The sequence below is a fragment of the Modestobacter sp. DSM 44400 genome, assembly GCF_900107175.1.
Taxonomy (GTDB): domain Bacteria; phylum Actinomycetota; class Actinomycetes; order Mycobacteriales; family Geodermatophilaceae; genus Modestobacter.
On the sequence record NZ_FNOZ01000022.1, the window covers coordinates 43,342 to 65,083 of the forward strand.

The 21,742-nt window shown below is 73.1% G+C and carries 24 protein-coding genes and 1 pseudogene; 17 read left to right on the forward strand and 8 right to left on the reverse strand.

Annotated elements, in window-relative coordinates; genetic code table 11:
- Positions 1 to 41: 41 nt before the first annotated feature.
- Genes BLW04_RS14525 through BLW04_RS14535 form a run of 3 tightly spaced genes read left to right on the forward strand, consistent with a single transcriptional unit; the run spans position 42 to position 3,114 of the window.
- Positions 42 to 1,268, forward strand: coding sequence for an acyl-CoA dehydrogenase family protein (locus BLW04_RS14525; RefSeq protein WP_091542523.1), 1,227 nt, complete (start codon positions 42 to 44; stop codon positions 1,266 to 1,268).
- Positions 1,265 to 2,245, forward strand: a complete 981-nt coding sequence (locus BLW04_RS14530; protein WP_091542526.1) for an acyl-CoA dehydrogenase family protein — start codon at positions 1,265 to 1,267, stop codon at positions 2,243 to 2,245. Before BLW04_RS14525 ends, BLW04_RS14530 begins: the two co-directional genes overlap by 4 nt.
- Positions 2,242 to 3,114 (forward strand): enoyl-CoA hydratase-related protein, encoded by an 873-nt coding sequence (locus tag BLW04_RS14535; protein ID WP_091542531.1) that lies wholly within the window; start codon positions 2,242 to 2,244, stop codon positions 3,112 to 3,114. Before BLW04_RS14530 ends, BLW04_RS14535 begins: the two co-directional genes overlap by 4 nt.
- 146 nt (positions 3,115 to 3,260) lie before the next feature.
- Here the strand turns inward: BLW04_RS14535 and BLW04_RS14540 are convergent, their stop codons facing one another.
- Positions 3,261 to 3,776 carry a MarR family winged helix-turn-helix transcriptional regulator gene (locus BLW04_RS14540; protein ID WP_091542535.1) on the reverse strand — a complete coding sequence of 172 codons (516 nt, stop codon included), beginning with the start codon at positions 3,774 to 3,776 and terminating at the stop codon, positions 3,261 to 3,263.
- A gap of 87 nt (positions 3,777 to 3,863) precedes the next feature.
- Between BLW04_RS14540 and BLW04_RS14545 the strand changes: the two genes are divergently transcribed.
- The 3 genes from BLW04_RS14545 (at position 3,864) to BLW04_RS26780 (ending at position 6,252) form a co-directional block, all read left to right on the forward strand.
- Positions 3,864 to 4,424 (forward strand): YceI family protein, encoded by a 561-nt coding sequence (locus BLW04_RS14545; protein ID WP_091542538.1) that lies wholly within the window; start codon positions 3,864 to 3,866, stop codon positions 4,422 to 4,424.
- A gap of 632 nt (positions 4,425 to 5,056) precedes the next feature.
- Entirely contained in the window at positions 5,057 to 5,590 is a 534-nt protein-coding gene (locus BLW04_RS14550; protein WP_254781556.1) for a sigma-70 family RNA polymerase sigma factor, read from the forward strand.
- Positions 5,587 to 6,252: a zf-HC2 domain-containing protein gene (locus BLW04_RS26780; RefSeq protein ID WP_091542541.1), complete on the forward strand. Its 666-nt coding sequence runs from the start codon at positions 5,587 to 5,589 to the stop codon at positions 6,250 to 6,252. The genes BLW04_RS14550 and BLW04_RS26780 overlap by 4 nt, the downstream gene beginning before the upstream one ends.
- 168 nt (positions 6,253 to 6,420) lie before the next feature.
- On the opposite strand, the gene BLW04_RS14560 is transcribed toward BLW04_RS26780, so the two are convergent.
- Complete coding sequence (locus BLW04_RS14560) at positions 6,421 to 6,954, reverse strand: DUF7282 domain-containing protein (protein ID WP_091542545.1); 534 nt, start codon at positions 6,952 to 6,954, stop codon at positions 6,421 to 6,423.
- Positions 6,955 to 6,968: 14 nt separating this feature from the next.
- The gene (locus BLW04_RS29650) at positions 6,969 to 7,523 is read right to left on the reverse strand and encodes a cupredoxin domain-containing protein (RefSeq protein ID WP_091542649.1); all 555 of its coding nucleotides are present in this window, start codon (positions 7,521 to 7,523) and stop codon (positions 6,969 to 6,971) included.
- On the opposite strand from BLW04_RS29650, the gene BLW04_RS14570 reads away from it, so the two are divergent.
- The 4 genes from BLW04_RS14570 (at position 7,438) to BLW04_RS14585 (ending at position 11,935) form a co-directional block, all read left to right on the forward strand.
- The gene (locus BLW04_RS14570) at positions 7,438 to 7,770 is read left to right on the forward strand and encodes a phosphatase PAP2 family protein (protein ID WP_091542549.1); all 333 of its coding nucleotides are present in this window, start codon (positions 7,438 to 7,440) and stop codon (positions 7,768 to 7,770) included. The genes BLW04_RS29650 and BLW04_RS14570 overlap by 86 nt on opposite strands.
- Positions 7,771 to 7,932: 162 nt before the next feature.
- Positions 7,933 to 9,825: a translational GTPase TypA gene (gene typA / locus BLW04_RS14575; protein ID WP_091542552.1), complete on the forward strand. Its 1,893-nt coding sequence runs from the start codon at positions 7,933 to 7,935 to the stop codon at positions 9,823 to 9,825.
- A 348-nt stretch (positions 9,826 to 10,173) separates the two neighbouring features.
- The gene (locus BLW04_RS14580; protein WP_091542555.1) at positions 10,174 to 10,656 is read left to right on the forward strand and encodes a DUF5994 family protein; all 483 of its coding nucleotides are present in this window, start codon (positions 10,174 to 10,176) and stop codon (positions 10,654 to 10,656) included.
- 304 nt (positions 10,657 to 10,960) lie between these two features.
- Positions 10,961 to 11,935 carry an NAD-dependent epimerase/dehydratase family protein gene (locus BLW04_RS14585; protein ID WP_091542559.1) on the forward strand — a complete coding sequence of 325 codons (975 nt, stop codon included), beginning with the start codon at positions 10,961 to 10,963 and terminating at the stop codon, positions 11,933 to 11,935.
- Positions 11,936 to 11,953: 18 nt separating this feature from the next.
- Here BLW04_RS14585 and BLW04_RS14590 read toward each other — a convergent pair whose 3' ends face one another.
- From BLW04_RS14590 to BLW04_RS14605, 4 genes are all read right to left on the reverse strand, one after another.
- On the reverse strand, positions 11,954 to 12,925 hold the full coding sequence (locus tag BLW04_RS14590; protein ID WP_091542563.1) for a sulfite exporter TauE/SafE family protein: 972 nt from the start codon (positions 12,923 to 12,925) through the stop codon (positions 11,954 to 11,956).
- Between the two features lie 248 nt (positions 12,926 to 13,173).
- Positions 13,174 to 14,571, reverse strand: a complete 1,398-nt coding sequence (locus tag BLW04_RS14595; protein WP_254781558.1) for a DHA2 family efflux MFS transporter permease subunit — start codon at positions 14,569 to 14,571, stop codon at positions 13,174 to 13,176.
- A gap of 8 nt (positions 14,572 to 14,579) precedes the next feature.
- Positions 14,580 to 15,581 (reverse strand): inorganic phosphate transporter, encoded by a 1,002-nt coding sequence (locus BLW04_RS14600; RefSeq protein WP_091542567.1) that lies wholly within the window; start codon positions 15,579 to 15,581, stop codon positions 14,580 to 14,582.
- Positions 15,582 to 15,588: 7 nt separating this feature from the next.
- On the reverse strand, positions 15,589 to 16,206 hold the full coding sequence (locus BLW04_RS14605) for a DUF47 domain-containing protein (protein ID WP_091542570.1): 618 nt from the start codon (positions 16,204 to 16,206) through the stop codon (positions 15,589 to 15,591).
- Between the two features lie 242 nt (positions 16,207 to 16,448).
- On the opposite strand from BLW04_RS14605, the gene BLW04_RS26785 reads away from it, so the two are divergent.
- Positions 16,449 to 16,676: a copper resistance CopC family protein gene (locus BLW04_RS26785; RefSeq protein ID WP_091542573.1), complete on the forward strand. Its 228-nt coding sequence runs from the start codon at positions 16,449 to 16,451 to the stop codon at positions 16,674 to 16,676.
- A gap of 71 nt (positions 16,677 to 16,747) precedes the next feature.
- Here the strand turns inward: BLW04_RS26785 and BLW04_RS26790 are convergent, their stop codons facing one another.
- Positions 16,748 to 16,975, reverse strand: coding sequence for a hypothetical protein (locus BLW04_RS26790; RefSeq protein WP_091542576.1), 228 nt, complete (start codon positions 16,973 to 16,975; stop codon positions 16,748 to 16,750).
- A 446-nt stretch (positions 16,976 to 17,421) separates the two neighbouring features.
- On the opposite strand from BLW04_RS26790, the gene BLW04_RS14620 reads away from it, so the two are divergent.
- The 6 genes and pseudogenes from BLW04_RS14620 (at position 17,422) to BLW04_RS14645 (ending at position 21,680) form a co-directional block, all read left to right on the forward strand.
- A complete protein-coding gene (locus BLW04_RS14620; protein WP_175484063.1) occupies positions 17,422 to 18,150 on the forward strand; it encodes a YcnI family copper-binding membrane protein in 729 nt (242 codons plus the stop codon).
- Positions 18,147 to 18,803 carry an SCO family protein gene (locus tag BLW04_RS14625; RefSeq protein ID WP_091542584.1) on the forward strand — a complete coding sequence of 219 codons (657 nt, stop codon included), beginning with the start codon at positions 18,147 to 18,149 and terminating at the stop codon, positions 18,801 to 18,803. The genes BLW04_RS14620 and BLW04_RS14625 overlap by 4 nt, the downstream gene beginning before the upstream one ends.
- A gap of 187 nt (positions 18,804 to 18,990) precedes the next feature.
- Positions 18,991 to 19,869, forward strand: coding sequence for a hypothetical protein (locus BLW04_RS14630; RefSeq protein WP_254781560.1), 879 nt, complete (start codon positions 18,991 to 18,993; stop codon positions 19,867 to 19,869).
- Between the two features lie 168 nt (positions 19,870 to 20,037).
- Complete coding sequence (locus BLW04_RS14635) at positions 20,038 to 20,772, forward strand: M23 family metallopeptidase (RefSeq protein WP_091542586.1); 735 nt, start codon at positions 20,038 to 20,040, stop codon at positions 20,770 to 20,772.
- Between the two features lie 94 nt (positions 20,773 to 20,866).
- A pseudogene (locus BLW04_RS28450) lies at positions 20,867 to 21,085 on the forward strand (helix-turn-helix domain-containing protein); the annotation flags it as partial.
- 172 nt (positions 21,086 to 21,257) lie between these two features.
- Entirely contained in the window at positions 21,258 to 21,680 is a 423-nt protein-coding gene (locus tag BLW04_RS14645; protein ID WP_091542590.1) for a VOC family protein, read from the forward strand.
- The last annotated feature ends 62 nt before the right edge of the window (positions 21,681 to 21,742 follow it).

Genomic DNA, 21,742 nt, shown 5'->3' on the forward strand with positions numbered 1-21,742 from the left:
GGCCGGTCAACGGGCCACCTGCGCAGGAAAGGCGCCGCCGCATGGACTTCGACGACACGGCCGACGAGGCCGCCTACCGGGCCGGGGTCCGCGAACTGCTGGACCAGCACGCCGCCGAACTGGTCCGCCTCGACTCCGGTGAGGAGGCCGCCGACGCCGCGCAGCAGGAGCGCGCGCTGCGGCAGACCCAGCGGGTGCTCGCCGAGGCCGGGTTGGTCGGGGTGAGCTGGTCACGGGAGCACGGCGGGCAGGCCGGCACGCTGGCCCAGCAGGCGATCGTCAACCAGGAGCTCGCCCGCGCCCGGGTGCCCACCCTGATCAACCACATCGGCCTGGGCATGTGCGGGCCGACCGTCGTCGCCCACGGCACGCCCGCCCAGCACGAGAAGTACCTGGCCCGGCTGCTGCGCGCCGACGACGTCTGGTGTCAGCTGTTCAGCGAACCGGCGTCCGGGTCCGACCTCGCCGCGCTGCGCACTACCGCCGTCCTGGACGGCGACGAGTGGGTGGTCAACGGCCAGAAGGTGTGGACGACGCTGGCCCACGTCGCCGACTACGGCATCCTGCTCACCCGCACCGACCCCGACCGTCCCAAGCACGCCGGGCTGACCATGTTCGTCGTCGATATGCACGCTCCCGGCGTGACGGTCCGGCCGCTGAAGCAGCTGGGCGGGCAGTCGGACTTCAACGAGGTCTTCTTCGACGACGTGCTCATCGCCGACAGCGAGCGGCTCGGGGAGCCCGGCGAGGGCTGGCGGGTCGCCCTCACCACGCTGCTCAACGAACGGGTCGCGGTCGGCGGCGGGGGCAACGACCTCGGGCTGTCGATCGAGTCGCTGGCCACGCTGGCTCGCGACCGGGTGCCCCAGCTGCCGCCGGACCGGCAGGTGCTGGCCCGGCAGGCAGTCGGCCGGGCATCGGTCGCCGCGCTGGCCAACCGGTACACCGGCTACCGCCGCTACACCGCGATCAGCCGCGGCGGCCTGCCCGGGCCGGAAGCCAGCGCAGGCAAGCTCGCCGGCACCGCCGCGGCCAAGCTGGTCGCCGACGCCGGGGTGCGGCTGCTCGGCGACGACGCGGTGTACAGCCGCGGACCGGACAGCGATGACGGCCGGTGGCAGCGCAACCAGGCCTGGCTGCCCGGCATCGCCATCGCCGGCGGCACCGACGAGGTGCTGCGCAACATCATCGGCGAACGGGTGCTGGGCCTGCCGCCCGAGCCGCGCGAGGACAAGACGGCCCCCTTCAACGCCGGGAGCCGGTCGTGAACTTCGAGTTGGACGACGTCCAACGCGCCGCAGCCGCCGGTGCCCGCGCGTTCTTCGCCGGCTCCGCGTCGCCGGGCGACGCGCGGCGGGCGCTGGGGGGTGGCCCGGTGGCCCCCGGCCGCAAGGCACTGGCCGACATCGGCTACCTCGGCATTCCCGTGCCCGAGTCCGCTGGCGGTGGCGGCGGCAGCGTGCTGGATCTCGCCGTCGTCGCCGAGCAGGCCGGTGCGGTGCTCGCCGGGCCGTCGCTGGTGACCGCAGCCCGGGCCGCCGTCCTGTTGGCCGACCAGCCCGACCTGCTGGCCGCCCTCGCCGACGGGTCTGCTGCCTTCGCGGTGCTGGATGGTGCCGGACCCTCGATCGACGCCGCCGGCGCCGACTCCTTCCTGGCCCTGGACGGCGGCGCTCTGGTCGTCGGGTCCGGGAAGGTCACCGCCGGCACCCCGATGGACGCCACCCGGGGTTTGGCCTCGGTCCGGCTCACCTCGCGGACCGTGCTGGCCGAGGACGCCGGGGAGCGGTGGGCCCGGGCCCGGGACACCGCGCTGGTCGTGCTGGCCGCCGAGGACCTCGGCGCGGCCGCCCGGGCCGTGCAGCTGGGCGTCGACTACGCGAAGGTCCGCACCGCGTTCGGCCGTCCGATCGGCTCCTATCAGGCGGTCAAGCACGCCCTGGTCGACGCCTGGGTCGGAGTGGAGCAGCTTCGCTCACTGGTCTGGTGGGCGGCCTGGGCAGCGGACTCGGCGCCGCAGGAACTGCCGCTGGCGGCCGCAGCCGCCAAGGCATTCGCCGCCAAGACGCTGGAGCGGGCCGCGGAGACCTGCGTCCAGGTGCACGGCGGCATCGGCTTCACCTGGGAGCACGACGCCCACCTGTACTGGCGCCGGGCCAAGGTCGACCGGCTGCTGCTCGGGGACGAGGCCGAGCACCTGGACGCCGTCGCCGGCCTGGTGCTCGCCGGAGCGCTGGACCGGTGAGCGACTGGACGCAGGTCCGCTACGACGTCGCCGACGGCGTCGCGACGCTGACCCTGCACCGTCCCGAGCGGCTCAACGCCTTCACCGCCGACATGGCCCGGGAACTGGGGGAGGTGTGCGCGGTCGCGGACGCCGACGACGCCGTCCGGGTGCTGGTGGTGACCGGCGCGGGGCGGGCCTTCTGCGCCGGCGCCGACCTCCTCGGTGGCTCGACGTTCGACCCGGGCCGGCCGGGCCTACCGGTGCCGACGGAGACGATCGGCGGTGTTCCGAGGGACTGGGGCGGGGTGGCCGCCCTACCGTTCGCCGCGCTGCACAAGCCGGTGATCGCCGCGGTCAACGGCCCGGCGGTGGGCATCGGCGCGACGATGACGCTGCCGATGGACGTGCGAATCGCTGGGGAGTCCGCCCGGTTCGGCTTCGTGTTCACCCGGCGCGGCATCGTCCAGGAGGCCGCCTCCAGCTGGTTCCTGCCCCGCGTGGTCGGCATCAGCCAGGCGATGGAGTGGGTGGCGACCGGGCGGGTGTTCGACGCGGCCGAGGCGCTGCGCGGCCGGCTGGTCTCCCGGGTCGTACCCGACGACGACCTGTTGCCCACGGCGTACGCGCTGGCCCGGGAGATCGCCGACAACACCTCGGCGGTCGCGGTGGGGGTCGCCCGAAAGCTGCTGTGGTCGATGCTCGGGGCGGCCTCGCCGTGGGACGCGCACCGGGCGGAGTCCGCGGCGCTGCGGGAGCTCGGCGCCGGTGAGGACGCCGCCGAGGGGGTGCGGTCGTTTCTGGCCAAGCGCCCGCCGGACTTCCGTGCGCCGGTGGGGGAGGTGGCGGGCGTCCCGCGCTGGCCGGCGCCGCCGGACGATCTGCGCTGAGCCGCGTTCTGCGGCGATCTGCCGGCGACCTGTGCCGCTGCGCCGTCCACTGTGCAACCGGGCCACCACCGGCGGCAACCTGCTTCAGCGTGCCCGCTGCACTCGACCCCGCACGGGCCACAGTGGCGATTGTGGCCCCCCGATACCTAGTGCTCGTCGAGGTGGCGCAGCAGTGTCTCGCCGATGTCGCGCAGCGACCCAAGTTGGGCGGCGCTGAGCTGGTCGAACAGGTGGGTGCGGACGCTCTCCACGTGCACCGGCGCGGCCGCCGCGAGCGCGGTGAACCCCTGGTCGGTGAGCACCGCGAGCTGGCCCCGGCCGTCCTCGGCGCAGACCTCCCGGCGCACCCAGCCACGCTCCTCCAGCCGGGACACCGCGTGGGAGAGCCGGCTGCGGGAGGACAGGCACCGGTCGGCCAGCTGGCTCATCCGCATCCGCCGCTCGGGCGCCTCCGAGAGCTGGACGAGGATCTCGTAGTAAGCGCTGGAGATGCCGGTCTGCCGGGTGAGCTCGCGGTCCAGGCGCTCCTGCAGCAGCATCGTGCTGTATAGCCAGGCGCGCCACGCCCGCTGCTCCTCACCATCCAGCCAGCGCGGGGAGTCGGGAGCGGGGGAGGACGGTACGTCGCCCGGTCGTGGGCTCGACGACACCTGCGCGGTCATGCTTCGAGGGTACTAGCGGAATACTCAAGCCTTCAACTACGTTACGACCCAACGATACAGTCAAACGCTCAATCAGTTGGAGTTCACATGACCAGCACCACCACGCAGATCCCGGGCTACGCCGTCGGTACCTGGGACGTCGACGCCACCCACTCGACCGTTGGCTTCTCTGTCCGGCACATGATGGTCAGCAAGGTCCGCGGCTACTTCCGCGAGTTCTCCGGTGAGATCGTCACCGCCGCCGACCCGGCCGCCTCCACCGTCACCGCCACGGTCGACATGGACTCCATCGACACGCGGCAGGAGCAGCGGGACGCGCACATCAAGTCCGCTGACTTCTTCGACGTCGGCAACCACACCGTGATGTCCTTCCGCTCCACCGCCGTCCGCCCGCACGGGGAGGACTGGAAGGTCGAGGGCGAGCTCACTCTCAAGGGCATCACCAAGCCCGTTGTCCTGGACCTGGAGCTCAACGGCTTCGGCCCGGACGCCTACGGCGGCACGCGCGCCGGCTTCTCCGGCAAGACCGAGATCTCCCGCAAGCAGTTCGGTGTCGACATCGAGATGCCGATGGACGGCGGCGGCGTCGTCGTCGGCGACAAGATCTCCGTCGAGCTGGAGATCGAGGCCGTGCTCCGCGCTGCCTGAGCCCGCGCGCGGCGGTGCGTGCCGTACCACCGACGACGAAGGTCCCGGACATCGTTCGGGACCTTCATCGTATCCAGGGGCTCAGCGCGCGGATATTGCCGTACGGGCGGGGCCCTGCGGGCGGGACTCGGGCCAGCAGCTCGGGGCTGTGGGGTCAGAGCCTGTCCGCTGCAGACCGGCGAGATGCCGACGCGGCGGGTGGTCGTGGTGCTGTGGCCGGCGGTGTCGGCGAGCGTCGCGGTCATCAGCACGGTGTCCTGACCCTCGGGCAGGAGCAGCCGGCCGCCGACGACCCAGTCCAGGTGGTGCGGACGGCGCATCCGGGCCGATCGCGCTTCCGGCCACGTTGAACAGGGCAGCGAGGTTCTGGCCCGCGGCGATCACGTTTCCGCTGGGCTGGCGCAGCGGGACATTCAACCGGAAGTCCAGGCCCGGGACATTGGGGTGGGCCGCCCCCTGCCCGGTACCCAGCGGAATGGAGCCGGGCGATGCGATGGGCCCGACGCCGCCGGCGCCCTCGTTGACGGCGATGCCGCATCTGTCGACCGGTCCTCCTGGGTGGCGGGTCTGCTGCCCGAGGACACGGGCATGAACCGGCCGTGGTCCACCTGAACCGGATAGGGCGTGCGCCCGTGTCCACAGGCGTGCGAGTGGTGGGCGGAGCCGACGAGGACCTAATCCGATGCCTGTACGCCGAGCACGGCGGCGCCCTCTTCGCGTTCTGCGTGCGCTTTACCGGAGACGCCCAGCAGGCCGAGGACGCCGTGCAGGAGGTACTGCTGCGGGCATGGCGCAGCGCCGGCACGGTGGACCTGACCGGCCGGCCGGCCCGCCCCTGGCTGTTCGCCGTGGCCCGGAACGTGCTCACCGACGTCCATCGCGCCGCCCGGTCCCGACCCGAGGTAGTGACGGACGACAGTTCGCTAGGAACGCTGCCAGCGCCGGACGAGGTCGACCGGGCCGTGGAGTCCTGGACGATGGCCGAGGCGCTGCGCAGCCTCTCGGCCGAGCACCGTGCCGTCCTGGTCCAGTCGTACTGGCTGGGCCGCTCGGTCGCCGAGACCGCCCGGCACCTCGGCATTCCTCCGGGCACGGTGAAGTCCCGGACGTACTACGCGCTGCGCGGGCTGCGGCTCGCGCTCGAGGAGATGGGGGTGGGGTCGTGACCGGCCCGGAACACGACCAGGTCCGGCTCTCGCTGGGCTCCTACGTGCTCGGTGCGCTGAGCCCGGCTGAGCGCGCGGAGATCGACCGGCACCTGCCAGGTTGCCCGCAGTGCCGGGAAGAGCTGGCGTCCTACGCCGGGCTTCCCGGGCTGATGGGACGGCTGAGCGCGGCCCAGGTCCGCGAGGACACCCTCGTGCCATCGCCCGCGCTGCTCGAGCGCACGCTGTCCGCGGTAGCCTCCGAACGACGGGCCACCGACGGCCGGCTGCGCCGCTGGCGGGCTGCTACCGCGGCCAGCACCGCGCTCGCGGTCTCTGCGGCGGCCGTCGCCGCTGCGGCGGCGATCGGCGGTGCCGGTAATCCGGCGGCAGGCGACCCGATGAGCGCATCCCCTGGTACGCCTGCGTCAGGAGCAGCTGCTCTACTGGCCAAGCCCTGGGGTACCGCGGTGTCCCTCGACCTGGAGGGGTTGCCGTCGGACGGGACCTTCACCGCGTGGGTCACGGCCGACGACGGCCGGCGCACCCAGGCAGCTACCTGGGGAGCCACGCCGGACGGTCGCGCCACGCTGGAGGGGGCGACGTCGCTGCACCGGGAGGATCTGGCCTCGGTCGCGGTGATGGCTGCTGACGGCACGATCCTGTTGCACCTGGACGCCTGAACCGACGGCACGCCACCGGCGGACAGCGGCAGGGCTGTCACGACCGCTGGTCGTTACCCGGGGCCCGGCAGGAACGGGCTGGTCGCTACCCGGCGGCCGGGCGACGGACGGGGAGGAGCCGCACGCCGACCAGACCTCTGGCGGCGTGCGGCTCCTCCCTTCTCGTCGTCAGCCGACGGTGACGGTCACCTTCTTCATCACGACTTCGCCGCCAGACTTCACTGGCAGGTCCGCGCCGGCCACCGCGGGGAACTCGTAGGTGCCGATCGTGTGGTCGTCCACGTGGAGCATCGGCCAATAGGCGCCGGTCGGCACCGGCTTGTCGAACGTCACGGTCACATCGCCGGTGGTGCCCCCACTGATCTTCGCGGCGCCGACGACCGGACCGGGCTTGCCATCGAGGTCGGCGTGCACGCCGATGAAGCCGTGATCGATCCCGGCGAGTGAGACAGACTGGACGACCATCGTCCGGCCGTCGCTGGTCTGGTCAGCGGCATCAATACTCCCGTCGGCCAGGACGGGAGCTGCCGAGCCGCTGTCGGGGGCTGCGCTGGTGGTGGTGGTGGTGGTGGAGGAGGAGGAGGCGCTGCTGTCGTAGGCGGGCGCTGCCGCCGATGTGCCGGCGTCGTTGCCGCAGGCGGCCAGGCCGCCGAGCAGGACGAGAACGCCAGCGGCGTTGCGGAGGTTACGGGTGCTGGTCATGGTGTTCCTTCGGGTCAGCGCACGACGATGGTGCCGTGCATGGACGGATGGACCTGACAGGTGATGGCGTAACTGCCCGGCTCGGTCGGGGCCGTGAACGTCGCCCGATGTGCGGCATCGAACGTCCCGCTGTCGAAGGAGCCGTCGACCGCGGTCACCGTGTGCGGCTCGTCATCGCCGTCGATCACCGTGACCTGGGCTCCGGGCGCCACCGTGAGGGCCGGGAACGTGTAGCCCTTCACGGAGAAGGTCACGCTCCCTGACCCGGTCGCCGTCCCGGCAGCTGGTGCGGCCGCCGGGGACGAACCTGCGGAACTGCACGCAGTCAGCGCTGCCGCGGCGGCGCAGAGCAGGAGAGGTCGCATGCCCGCAGACACGCGCCGGCCTCCCCATCGGTTCACTCGCCGCGCACGAAATACCGTCGCCCGGCCCGACCGGCCCGCCCGCTCGACCCGGCGCGGTCCGGCAGGGGAGACTGGATACATGTCGACACCGACGCTGACCCGGGGCCGCACGCGATTCCCCTCCGCTGTTCCCGTCGCGCTCGGTCTGGCCGCCGGTTTCGGCATCGCCCAGGCGACCGGCAACCGGGCGCTGGGCGGCGTCGTCTTCGCCGCCGGCGGGCTGGCCGCCGGCTGGCTGTGGACCCGCCGCCGCGGGCTCGCGGTCGCCGCCGGCCTGGGCGTGGCCTACCTGGTCGCCTTCGTGCTGGCCCACGTGCTCGCCCTCGGCGTCGGCTGGCCCTCCTGGCTGGCCGTGGCGTTGGTCACGATCGTCGCGGCCGGGGTCTCTTCCTGGGTGGCAGATCGGGGATAAGCGCCGGGCGGCCCCCTGCAGGGTCCCACCGCGAGCTTGCGAGCGAAGGGGGGCAGGGGGTCCTTCCACTACCATGGGAAGGTCGCCGGTCCGGCGGCCGTTACACGTGTGTCCGGCGCCGATCGCGCCGACTCCCCGCGACTCCCTGAGGTGCCTTTCCGCATGCCCACCCGGAACGACCTGCGCAACGTGGCGATCATCGCCCATGTCGACCACGGCAAGACGACCCTGGTCGACGCTCTGCTCCGTCAGTCCGGCGCGCTGCACCGGGCAAAGGGGGAGGGCACCGACAACGACTCGACGCAGGACCGGGTCATGGACTCCATGGACCTCGAGCGCGAGCGTGGCATCACCATCCTCGCCAAGAACACCGCGATCCGGCTGGCGGACGCCGACGGCAACCCCGTCGTCGTCAACATCGTCGACACCCCCGGCCACGCCGACTTCGGTGGCGAGGTGGAGCGCGCGCTGTCCATGGTCGACGGCGTCGTGCTGCTCGTCGACGCCTCCGAGGGCCCACTGCCGCAGACCCGCTTCGTGCTGCGCAAGGCGCTGGCCAAGGGGATGCCGGTCATCCTGGTGGTCAACAAGACCGACCGGCACGACGCCCGCATCGCCGAGGTCGTCGACGAAACCTACGAGCTCTTCCTCGAGCTCCTCGAGGACGCCGGCATGGACGCCGACGTGCTCGAGTTCCCGATCGTCTACAGCAACGGCCGCAGCGGCCAGGCCTCGCTGACCCGGCCCGCCGACGGCGAGACGCCGGACAGCCCCGACCTCGGCCCCTTGGTGCAGACCCTGCTGGACACCGTCCCGCCGCCGGTCTACGACGCCGAGGAGCCGCTGCGCGCCCAGGTCACCAACCTCGACGCCTCGCCCTACCTCGGCCGACTGGCCCTGCTGCGCATCCACTCCGGTGAGATGAAAAACGGCCAGCAGGTCGCCTGGTGCAAGGCCGACGGCACGATCACCCGGGTCAAGATCACCGAGTTGCTGGTGACCGAGGGCCTGGACCGGACCTCCGCCGAGAGCGCCGGCCCCGGTGACCTGATCGCCATCGCCGGCATCCCGGACATCGGCATCGGTGACACCCTGGCCGACCCCCACGACCCGCGCCCGCTGCCGGCGATCACCGTCGACGAGCCGTCGATCTCGATCACCATCGGCATCAACACCAGCCCGATCTCGGGCAGGTCGGGCAAGAAGCTCACCGCCCGGCTGATCAAGAATCGGCTCGACCAGGAGCTCGTCGGCAACGTCTCGGTGCGCATGCTGCCCACCGACCGGCCCGACACCTGGGAGATGCAGGGCCGCGGCGAGCTGGCGCTGGCCATCCTGGTGGAGCAGTTGCGCCGGGAGGACTTCGAGCTGACCGTCGGGCGCCCGACCGTGGTCACCAAGGAGATCGAAGGCAAGCTGCACGAGCCGGTCGAGCGGGTCACCATCGACACTCCGGGTGAGTACGTCGGCACGCTGACGCAGGCGCTGGCGGTCCGTCGCGGGCGGCTGGAGAACCTGGTGCACCACGACACGGGCTGGGCGCGGATGGAGTACGTCGTCCCCTCGCGTGGCCTGATCGGGTTCCGCACCGAGTTCCTCACCGAGACCCGGGGCACCGGCGTGCTGAACCACAACCTCGAGGGCTACGAGCCGTGGCTGGGCGACATGCGCGCCCGCCCGACCGGCTCGCTGGTCGCTGACCGCACCGGTGTGGCGACGACGTACTCGATGTTCTCGCTGCAGGAGCGCGGCCAGATGATGGTCACCCCCGGCACCGAGGTCTACGAGGGCATGCTCGTCGGTGAGAACTCCCGTCCGGACGACATGGACGTGAACATCACCAAGGAGAAGAAGCTCACCAACATGCGCAAGTCCACCTCCGAGGAGTTGGAGCGGCTGATCCCGCCGCGGATCCTCAACCTGGAGCAGGCGCTGGAGTTCTGCGCCGAGGACGAGTGCGTGGAGGTCACCCCGGCCACGGTCCGCGTTCGCAAGGTCGTGCTGGACCAGACCGAGCGGGGCAAGTCGAAGAACCGGAAGCCCAAGCCGGTCTGAGAAGAGGCCGCCTCCTGGGTCCCCCCGCAAGCTCGGGGACGCAAGGAGGGGTCGAAAGACGCCGTCGTCCCTCCGGGGACGGCGGCGTCCGTCGGGCCGCGGCGTGTCGGCAGCCATTCGCCGATGATCATGGGCGCGTCGCGCTGAGGCGGTCGGGACGCATGTGGCGACAGTTGCTACTCGCTCACGCTCTGTGCAGACCGGCCGCAAGGCGCGGACGCGTCGCCGGACACTCGTCGTGGCGCTCCGGAGTGTCGCGGTCCCGGTCGTAGCTTCCGCACTGGAGGGGTGGCGACGGTGACGAGCCGGCGCGCTCAGGGGGAACGGACGAGAGGTGGCCGGCGCCACATGACCAGCGAGCGAGCAGCAGGGTTCCGCAACGGCATCGACGTGCGGGTGCGGTTGCGCGGGGAAGGCGCGACCGCCGAGACGTCGTTCGACGGGGCCTGGTGGCCGCGCAGCCGGGACCTGTCCAGCGAGTTGCCCGAGCTGGTGGCCGCGTTGGACCTGCTCGGCGTCCGGGTCGAGCGGTTCACCCACCCGGTGGACCCGTGGGGCCCGGTCGACCGGAAGGTCGCCGTGAACGGGCGGGTCGTGCGCACCGGCGGGTTCCGCAGCATGGACCCGCAGCTCGTCTCGATCACCGTGGGCGGCGGTCGCCGGTTGGACCTGCTGGTGGTGCCGCCGGAGGCCGACGCGCTGACCGGTGTGCGGGCGCTGCGGATGAGCGGTCAGCGAGACGAACGCAGCACCCCGCAGCGCATCCTCGCCGCGGCCGGGTCCCGGCCGGTCCCCGAGGTCACCCACCTGGCGAGCGTCCGCGCCGGCTGATTACTCGCCCGGGCTCACCGAGTGTCAGACCAGCGTGGGATGTCGGCCCGGTGATCAACGCTGTCGTGTCACTCGGTCGGGCACCTACGGGGCGAGCTGGACGCCGATCCGTATGCCGGGCGTTCTACCTGCATGCCGGCGCCGTCCGGACGGCAATGACGTCCAGCGGCCCGATTCCCGGCCGGCTGCTGCCCGACCCGCAGGTGCAGGTTCCGGCGGGCTGACCGCCCCGGCTCAGCCTCGCCGACTACGCCTGTGGCGAACCGGGTGGACGGCGGACGGTCAGCTGCACTGAGGTCAGGGCATGCGACTCCTCGTCCTCGGCGGCACCCGCTTCCTCGGCCGGCACGTGGTCTCGGCCGCCCTCGAGCGCGGGCACGAGGTGGCGACCTTCACCCGCGGGGTCTCGGGGGAGTCGCCGGCCGGCGTCCGGGCGCTGCACGGCGATCGCGACGACCCCGCCGCGCTGCTCGCCGCCCTCGACGGCTGGGCGCCGGAACTCGTCGTGGACACCTCGGGGCAGACCCGGGCCGCCGCGGAGAACGCCGCCGCCGTCCTGGCCGACGTCGCCGGGTACGCCTTCGTCAGCAGCCTGAACGCCTACCGGAACTGGCCGCCCGGGCCGATCGCCGGGGAGGACGAGCCCACCTGGGACACCCCCGACGACGACTACGGCCCGAACAAGGCCCACAGCGAGCGGGTGCTCGGCGCCGCGCTGGGGGAGCGGTTCCTCACCGCCCGGGCCGGCCTGATCGTCGGTCCGTACGACCCGCTCTACCGGCTCGGCTGGTGGCTGGACCGGATCGCCGCCGGCGGCCGGGTCGTCGTCCCGTCAGGGCTCGATCAGCCCATCTCCCTGGTCGACGCCCGCGATCTGGCCGGCTGGCTGGTCGAGGCGGTGGAGCGCGGATTCTCCGGCGCGGTGAACGCCAACGGGACGGCCGGGATGACGACGCTCGGCGGCTTGTTGGAGACCTGTCGCGAGGTCACCGGCAGCGACGCCACCTGGGTGCCGGTGCCGGAGGCCGACCTGGTGGCCGCCGGTGTGCAGCCCTGGGCGCACCTGCCGCTGTGGCTGCCGGCCGACGTGGCCGGCACCGCCTGGGACGTCGACACCACCCGGGGCCGGGAGTTGGGCCTGCCCTCCCGCCCGGTGCGCGAGTCGGTGGCTGACACCTGGGCCTGGATGCAGGGCAGCGAACGCCCGGCGCCGCCGGCCGGCCGGGAGTTGCCTGGCCTGCCGTCCGGGCTGGAAGAGCGCCTGCTCGCCACACACTGACGCGCGAGGGGCCCATTCTCAGTCCCGGGAGGCTTGCGCGCGCCCTGCCCGGACGGCGTCGTCCTCGTCGGCCAGCGGCGCGACGTAGTTGCCCTCGGCGGCCACGGCGTCGGCGGCCTCCCGCGCCTGGTCCTTGCGGTGCTCGCGGTAGGAGTGCACGACCGCCGCGGCCCACCCCAGGGAGACGACCGCGTAGCCGGCGTACCGGACCCCCGCGGGCGCGTCGATCCAGTCGCTGGTCAGCAGCGCGCGGACGTTGGTCAGCACGATCATCCCACCGACGGCGGCACCGAGCAGCCGCGCCGGGACGTAGCGCACCAGCCAGGCGGCGAGCGGGGCGGCGACGACGCCTCCGGCGAGCAGGACGAGCGCCCACAGGACGTTGATGCCCTGCGAGCCCAGGGCGAACAGGAAGCCCAGGCTCGCGGCGGCGGAGACCAGGAACTCCGAGGTGTCGATCGAGCCGATCGTCGTGCGCGGCTCCATCCGGCCGCTGGCCAGGATCGCCGGGGTGCTGACCGGACCCCAGCCTCCGCCGCCGGTCGCGTCCACGAAGCCGGCGACCAGGCCGAGCGGGGTGAGGAACCGGGCACGCAACGGCTTGCCGAGCTGATGCCGGTCGATGCCACGCAGCGTGAACCGGACCAGCAGGTAGAGGCCCAGCGCGAGCAGGATCGTCGACATGGCCGGGGCGGCCACCTCGGTGGACAGGTGCGACAGGACGGTCGCGCCGGCGTAGGCGCCGACGGCGCCCGGGACGCCGATCTTGGCGACGACCTTCCAGTCGACGTTGCCGAACCGCCAGTGCGCGATCCCGGAGAAGAGGTTGGTGCCGATCTCGGCGAAGTGCACCGTCGCCGAGGCGGTGGCAGGGTTGGTGCCCAGGGCGAGGAGCAGGGTCGTCGAGGTGACGCCGTAGCCCATGCCCAGGCTGCCGTCCACGAGTTGCGCGCCGAGGCCGGCGAGGGCGAGCACGATCAGGCTTTTCACGAGGGAGTGCTCCGGACGTGGATGCGGGCGCGCAGCGGCGGCCGCAGTGCTGACGGGTGGGGCGCGAGGCGCGCGGGATCGGTCAGCAGCCGGGACAGCGGGCGGTGCACACGCGGAGCAGGTCGATGTGCCGGCGGCTGACGAGCAGCTCGCCAGGGAGCTCCGCGGTCACCGACACGCAGGAATGTCTACCACGTTGATGGAGAAAGGCGCAGCCGCTGTCCCGGAGAGCGGGACGGCGGCCGGCCTCAGGTGCGGAGCACGTCCGCGCGGATCGTCGCCCACGCCACCAGCCCGCCGACAGCCATCAGGACGGCGCACGCTGCCATCGCCTCCGTGAACCCCGCGCTGAACGCTCGCGGCTGCGCGTAATCATCGCCGGACAACCCGACCGCTACCGGCAGCGCGGCGACGGCCAGCAGCTGGGCAGCCCGGGCGACGGCGTTGTTCACTCCGCTGGCCACGCCGGCCAGGGCGTCGGGGGCGGCGCCGAGCACGGTGGCGGTCAGCGGGGCAACCACGAGCGACATGCCCAGCCCTTGCAGCAGTGCGCCGGGCAGCACGCCGTTCCAGTAGGAGCTGCCCGCGCCGACCCTCGTCAACAGCAGCATCCCGGTGGCGGCGACCAGCGGCCCGACGGTCATCAGCCAGCGGGGGCCGATCCGCTGGGCCAGCGCGCCGACCCGCGCCGAGAGGAGGATGAGCGCCAGGGTGCTGGGCAGCAGCGCAGCGCCGGCCTCGGTGGCGGCGTAGCCGAGCACGGTCTGCAGCTGCAGGACCAGGAAGAACGACGCCCCGCCGAGCGCCCCGTACACCGCCAGCGTGCACAGGTTCGCCCCGGTGAACTGCCGGTCGGCGAACATCGCCGGGGGCAGCATCGGCGCGGCGGTGCGCCGCTCCCGGACGACGAACGCCGTCCCGGCGGCTAGGCCGACCAGCCCGGCGACGATGACGGGCGCTCCGACCGGGCCCCCGCCGGCGGCGATGAGCGCGTAGGTCAGGCCGGCCAGCGCGAGCACGCCGAACAACGCCCCCAGGACGTCGAAGCGCCCGTGCGCGGTGGGGTCGCGGCTCTCCGGGACGTGCCGGGTCGCCACCAGGGCGAGGAGGGCGAGCGGCGCGTTGACCCCGAACACCCACCGCCAGCTCACCGCGTCGACGAGGAAGCCGCCGACGGAGGGCCCGAGCAGGCCGGCCACACCGCCCAGCGCCGACCACAGGCCGATGGCGCGGGACCGGTCGCCCGGCCGGAACGAGGACTGGATGATCGACAGGCTGCCGGGGGTGAGCAGCGCCCCGCCGATGCCCTGCACCACCCGCGCCGCGACCAGCTGGCCGGTGCTCTGGGCCAGCCCGCACAGCAGCGATGCCGCGGCGAACCAGACGATCCCGGTGACGAAGATCCGGCGGCGTCCGTACCGGTCGCCCAGCGCGCCCCCGAGCAGGATCAGCGAGGCCAGCGTCAGCGTGTAGCCGGTGACGCTCCACTGCAGGCCGGCCAGCGAGGACCCGAGGTCCGCGCCGATGGTCGGCAGGGCGACGTTGATGGCGGTGGCGTCCAGCAGCGCCATCGCCGAGGCCAGCACGGTGGCCAGCAGCACCCAGCGGCCCGGCGCCGTCCCGAGCTGGACCGGGCCGGTGCTCACCGGAGAGGTCAGCCGACCAGGGCGTGCGTGGCGAAGTAGGCCAGCGCGGCCACGGCGCCGGCGGCCGGCAGGGTGACCACCCAGGCCACCACGATGTTGCCGGCGACGCCCCAGCGGACCGCCGACAGCCGACGGGTCGCGCCCACGCCCATGATCGAGGCGGTGGTGATGTGCGTGGTCGAGACCGGGACGGCGAAGACGGTCGCGGTGGCGATCAGCACGCCGGAGGCCACCGTCTGGGAGGCGAATCCACCGGCGGGGGTGAGCTGGATGATCCGCCGGCCGAGGGTGCGCATGATCCGGAACCCGCCGGCGTAGGTGCCGGCGCTGATTGCCAGGGCCGAGGCCAGGATCACCCAGAGCGGCACGTCGAAGCTGTCCAGCTCGCCGGAGGTCACCAGCGCGAGGGTGATGATGCCCATCGTCTTCTGCGCGTCCTGGGTGCCGTGGCCGAAGGCCATCGCCGCGGAGCTGAGGATCTGGGCGTACCGGAAACCGCGGTGCGCCTTGTGTGCGTTGGCCCGCCGGAAAGACCACAGGATGGCCAGCATGAACAGGTAGCCCAGGCCGAACCCGATGAGCGGCGAGAGCACCATCGGGATGATCACCTTGTCGACGATGCCCAGCCACTTCACCGACTCGGCGGCCGCGAGCGCCGCGCCCACCAGGCCACCGATCAGCGCGTGGGAGGACGACGACGGCAACCCGAAGTACCAGGTGATCAGGTTCCAGGCGATGGCCCCGATCAGGGCGGCGAAGACCACCTGCAGGCCCCCGCCGTCGCTGGGCGGGTCGATGATCCCGCTGCCGACGGTGGCGGCGACCTTGGTCGAGATGAGCGCGCCGACCAGGTTCATCACTGCCGCGAGCGCCAGCGCGGCCCGTGGGGTCAGTGCCTTGGTGGAGACGGCGACCGCGATGGCGTTAGCGGCGTCGTGGAACCCGTTGGTGTAGTCGAACGCCAGGGCGACGGCGACGATGACGACGAGCGCGAGGAGAGCCCCGTCCATGCGTGGCTCAGGACTCCTTGACCGCGATGGTCTCGACCACGTTCGCCACGTGCTCGAACGCGTCGGCGGCCTCCTCGAGCTGGTCGGCCACCTCCTTGAGCTTGAGGATCTCCAGGGCGTCGAACTCCCCGGAGTACAGCCGGGACAGCAGCCGGCGGTAGAGCTTGTCCGCCTCGTTCTCCAGCCGGTTGACCTCGATCCAGTAGTCGGAGAGATCCTTCATCGAGCGCAGCCGCGGCATGGACTCCGCGGTGACCTGCGCACACCGCTGCAGCAGCACGACCTGCTGGCCCATCTCCGCCGGCAGCGTGCCCAGCTTGGTGAGCACGACCAGGTCGGCGGCGGCCTCGATGCAGTCCATGACGTCGTCGAGATCGCTGGCGAGCTTGTAGATGTCCTCGCGGTCGAACGGCGTCACGAAGCTCGAGTTGAGCTGCCGGAAGATGGCGTGCGTCGCCTGGTCGCCGGTGTGCTCGAGGTCGCGCAGCCGGCGGCCGAGTTCCTCCCGGCGGGCGTGCTCGTGCAGGAAGTCGCTGAGGACGTCGGTGGCCGTCACGAGGTTCTCCGCCGAGACGGTGAACATGTCGTAGAAGCTCGAGTCCTTGGGCGTGATCTTGAATCGCACGCGGTGCTCCGGTGTGGCAGACGACGGGGGAGGTACCCGCGCCGGACGGCGCAGGGACCGGCGCGCAGCTTAGGTGGCCTGGGCGTGCCCCTGGCGCGCGCACCGGATCCGATCCCTCCCGTTCACCGGGCGTTCACCCAACGGCCACCGCGCGGCCACTGCAGCCCGGTCACCGTTCCGGGACCTCGGGCCGCCCGGGGGCATGTACTCGTGCGAAGGAGCAGCGGGTCGGCGGCGCGCGGGTGAGGCGGCTCTGCTGCGCAGTCCTCCTGATCGGCGTCCTGCTGGCGGGAGGGCTCGCCCTCGACGTCGGAACGGCGCAGCCTGCCTCGGCCCACGCGGTGCTGGTCGGCACCACCCCCGCCGACGGCGCCCGGCTGACCGCCGCGCCGGCAGAGGCGACCGTCGAGTTCGACGGGGAAGTGTCGCTGGGGGCCGGTTACGCCCGGGTGCTCGGTGCCGACGGGTAACGGGTGGACACCGGCGACCCCGCGGTGCGGGACGGGGCGGTGGGCTCGCCGTCGGCCTTGGTGCGGACCACCTACGGCTGGGTGGTGCTGGCCAAGCTGGCCGTCGTGGTCGTGGTCGTGGTCCTGATCGCGGCCGCGCTGAGCCGGGACTGGGTGCAGACGCGGCTGGGCGGCCGGTCCGGTCGTCCGCCGGCCGGTCGCCGGGTGGCGTCCGCGGCGCCGGGGGAGCGGGCCGCCGTGGCCGTGGCCGAGCCGGCCGAGGACACCACCCCGGTCCCGGTCCGCGTCCTGCGCCGCACCGTGCTCGTCGAGGTCGCCGGCGCCCTCGTCATCCTGGCGCTGTCGGCAATGCTCGTGGGGCTTGCGCCGGCGCGGGCTGCCGTCGCGGCCCCGGTGGAGGTGACGCTGCCGCTGCAGTCCGCCGCCGGCGCTGAGGGCAACGGCAGCGTCCGGCTGTCTCTGGCGCAGGCCAGCCCCGGCCCGACCACCCGGCACCTCTACCTCTACGACGCCGCCGGGGCGGCTCACCCAGCCGCGGGACATCGCCGTCACCCTCACCGGGCCGCAGCAGCAGATCGGCCCGCTGGACGTCGACCTGGCTGCCGCCGGCCCCGGCCACTACCTCGGCAACGGCGCCGTCCTGCCCGCCGCCGGCACCTGGACCCTCGCGGTCACCGTCCGACTCGACGAGTTCACCGCCCTCACCACCTTCCCGGTGCGCTGAACCCCCTCGATGAGGAGAACCGTGTCCCTGCGCCTGCCCCGTCCGCTGTCCCGGCTCGGCGTCGTCGTCCCCGCCGGCCTCGTCGCCTGCGGAGCGCTGCTCGCCGTCGGCGCCGGCACGGCCTCGGCGCACGTCAGCGTCTCCTCGGCCGACGCGGCCCCGGCGGCTACGGCAAGGTCACCTTCCGGGTGCCGGAACGAGAGCGACGCGGCCAGCACGGTCGATGTCCGCATCCAGCTGCCCACCGACACCCCGCTGACGTCGCTGCGCGCGCAGCCGGTGCCCGGATGGTCGGTCACCCTCACCACGGCGCAACTGCCCGAGACGGTCCAGGCCGAGGGCGGCGGCGAGGTGACCTCGGCGGTCTCGGTGGGGGAGTACCGGGCAGTCCCGGGCGGAGGCATCGGGCCCGGGGAGTTCCAGGAGTTCTCGCTGTCCGGTGGGCCGTTCCCCGAGACCGACGCGCTGACCTTCAACGAGGTGCAGACCTACACCGACGGCACCGACGCGGCCTGGCTCGAGCCGACCGTCGCCGGGCAGGCCGAGCCGGAGCACCCGGCGCCGGTGCTCACCTTGTCCGCCGGCGGTACCGACGCCCACGGGGCCGCGACGGCCGCGGTGAGCACCCCGGACGGCGACGGCGACGGCCTCGCGGTTGCGGCACTGGTCGTGGCGGTCACCGGGCTGGTCGCCGGGCTCGCCGGTCTGGTCCTCGGACTGGCCGCGCGCCGACGTACCGTGTCCTCGTGAACGCGAGGACCCGTACGGCACTGGCCGCCCTGACCGTGTCGACCGGGCTGGTGCTGGCCGGCTGCGGCGACGCCAGCGCCGGGGCCGAGGGGAGCGACCACGGGTCGGCCGATCCGCCCGCGACGGTGTCCGGACCGGCGAACCCCTACTCGGGGCTGCACCTCCAGCAGCCTTACCAGAAGCCGTCGTTCACCCTCACCGACACGACGGGTGCGCCCTACGACTTCGCGGCGCGCACCGCGGCGGGGCCGACGCTGTTGTTCTTCGGCTACACGAACTGCCCGGACGTGTGCCCCACCACGATGGCCGACGTCATGGTGGGTCTGCGCACGGTCGACCCGGCGGTGGCCGCGGCGACGACGGTGGTCTTCGTGACCACCGACCCGGCCCGGGACACCCCGCCGGTGCTGGGCGCCTTCCTCGACCAGTTCGACGCCGACCTGCCCACCCAGTTCGTCGGGCTGACCGGCGACCAGGCCCAGGTGGAGGCCGCGCAGCTGGCCGCCGGGGTGCCGCTGGCCGAAGACATGGGCCAGACGCACTCCGCGCTGCTGCTGCTGTACGGCACCGACGGGGAGGCCGACATCGCGTTCGACGCGGAGAACTCCGGTCGCGACATCGCCCACGACCTGGCACTCGTCGCCGCCGGGTGAGCCGTCGGTGCGGGCAGGCGCTCGTCGTCCTGCTCGGGCTGCTGGCCACACTGGCCCTGGCCGGTCCGGCGCTGGCGCACGTGGGCGGCGGGCAGGCCGGCAGCGACTTCGCCGGCCGCATCGACTCGGTCAGCCCGGCACTGCCCGGGGTGACCGTCCGGGTCTGCAGTTCGGCGACCAGCTCGAGGTGGTCAACCGCACCGGCACCGAGCTGGAGGTGCCCGGTTACTCCGCCGAGCCGTACCTGCGGATCGGCCCGGACGGCGTCTGGCGGAACGTCCGCAGCCCGGCCACCTACGTCAGCCTCGACCGGTACACCGCCACCGGGCTGCCGCCGCAGGCCGACCCGGCCGCCGCGCCGGAGTGGCAGCAGCTGTCCACGGAGCCGACCTACGTCTGGCACGACCACCGCACCCACTGGATGAGCCAGGGTCAGCTGCCGCCGGTGGTCGCCGCCGACCCGACGACCTCGCACACCGTGATCGAGTGGACGGTGCCGATGAGTTACGGCGGTGCGCAGGTCGCGGTGCACGGCTCGCTGACCTGGAGCCCCCCGCCGCCGGGCTGGCTGCTGTGGCCGGTCTACGTGCTGCTGTTCGCCGCGGGGGCGGCCGCCGGGTGGCTGGCCCGGTCACCGCGTCCGCTGGCGGTCGCGCTGGGGATGGGGGCGCTGGCCTCGATCTGGCACGCGGTGGCCACGCCGGAGCCGCCGGCGAGTGTCTCGTCGCACGCCGGGGCGCTGATCGGCGCGCTGCTGCCGGCCCTGCTGGTGCTCCCGGTGGCGGCTCTCGGCATCTGCGCCGCGCGGCGGCGGGGGGCTCTGTGCGGGTTGCTGGCCGTGGTGGCCGGCTGGCTGATGCTGGTGCAGGGCCTGCCGGACGTCGACGTCCTGTGGTCGGCGAACGTGCTGGCGACCGGGCCACAGCCGCTCGCGCATGCCGCTGTGGCAGTGCTGGTGGCGGCCGGACCGGGGCTCGTCGTCGGGGGAGCGGGGGCCGCCCGCCGGTTCCGCGACCCGGCCGGAGACCGGTCCCCGGCGGCCGCGGCGGAGCACTCGCCGGGCTGACCGGGGCGACATCCGCCCCGGTGGCGAGGTGCCTGGCGAGCTGAATTACAAGCGTGTCATTCAGAACACGCCGAACAGGTGGTCACAGAATGGTCACGGTGTGTTTCGATGCCTGTCGTCGAGCCGGCGCGCACACGGGAACGCCGGACGTGGTCGAGGGGCAGGTCCATGGGTTCGAGGCACGCTGGGGCGACGCGCACGCACGAGAGCGCCGTCCCGAGGCCGCCGCGTACCACCCTCCGGCAGCGGCCCGCCGCGCTGCTCGCCGCGCTGGTGATCGGGGCCGTTGGCGCCGGGATGATGGGCGTGCAGGGGGCCTCCGCCAGCGACGAGCCGGTGGCTGTCTCCGAGCTGCTCGGCTCGGATGCCGAGGGGCTGATCGAGAACGCCGAGCTCACCCCGCAGGTGGCGATCACCGAGGTCGAGGCACAGGCCCGGCTGGTCGAGGTCGCCGCCAACCGCGCGCAGCGGGCCGCCGAAGCCGAGGCTGCGGCCGAGGCGGCCGCGCCCGACGCCGTTCTGCCGATCGACGGCGCCCGCATGACCACCTGCTTCTGCATGCGCTGGGGCGTCATGCACTGGGGGATCGACCTCGCGGCGCCGAAGCTGACGCCGGAGTACGCCGCCGAGGACGGGGTGGTGCTGCGCGCCGGGGCAGCCAGCGGCTTCGGTCAGGCCGTCTACATCCTCGGTGCCAGCGGCGACGTGACCGTCTACGGGCACATGGAGAAGATCATGGTGAAGGCCGGCGAGGTGGTCACCGTCGGTGACACCATCGCGCTGGAGGGCAGCCGCGGTCAGTCGACCGGACCGCACCTGCACTTCGAGGTGCACCAGGGCGGTTTGAACGGCAAGCGCGTCGACCCGGTCGAGTGGCTGCGGGACCGCGGCGTCGACATCTGACGCCCTTGACGGCGTCCCGCCGCACGGCTGGGATGCCGCGGTGAGCGCGGGCAGCGAGGACAGCAACCGGCGGATGCTGCGGGCCCGCGACGTGATGGACCGCGACTACGCCCGGCCGCTCGACGTCCTGGCGCTCGCCCGGGTGGCGCACGTGTCGAAGGCCCACTTCATCCGTACGTTCCGGGCCACCTTCGGCGAGACGCCGCACCGCTACCTGCAGCGGCGGCGAGTGGAGCGGGCGATGTGGCTGCTGCGCAGCACCGGGCAATCGGTCACCGACATCTGCATGGCGGTCGGGTTGTCCAGCCTGGGCACGTTCAGCCGGGTATTCGCCGAGGTGGTGGGGGAGCCGCCGAGCGTCTACCGGCGGCGGGGACCGCTCGCCCCGGTGCCCAACTGCTTCGGGATGCGCTGGTTGCGGCCGGGCTCGAACGGAGCAGTTTCGGAGAAGCCCGCAGGGGAGCCCGCCCCTTGGCGTTCTGCCCATGTTGACCGCGATCACCATCTCCCAGATCTACGTGCTCGACCAGGGCGAGGCCCTGGACTTCTACGTCGGCAAGCTCGGCTTCGAGGTGCGGACCGACATGCAGTTCGGCCCGATGCGCTTCCTCACCGTCGCGCTGCCCGGCGACCCCGGCCGGGCGGTGCTGCTGGAGAAGCCGGCGCCCCCCTCGGTCAGCGAGGACATCGCCGGGCAGGTGCGAGACCTGGTCACCAAGGGCGCCGCCGGCGGGCACCTCTTCTTCGCCACCGACGATGCGTACAAGACCCACGCTGAACTCAAGGAGCGTGGGGTGGAGCTGCCCGAGGAGCCGATCGTGCAGCCGTACGGCATCGATTTCGGCTTCCGCGACCCGTTCGGCAACCACGTCCGCGTCGCGCAGCTGACCCCGCCGCCGAACGGCTGACCACCCCGCGGCCGGCGGAACCGCTCGCCGGCCGCCGCTGCGCGTACGCTCGAGCATCATCT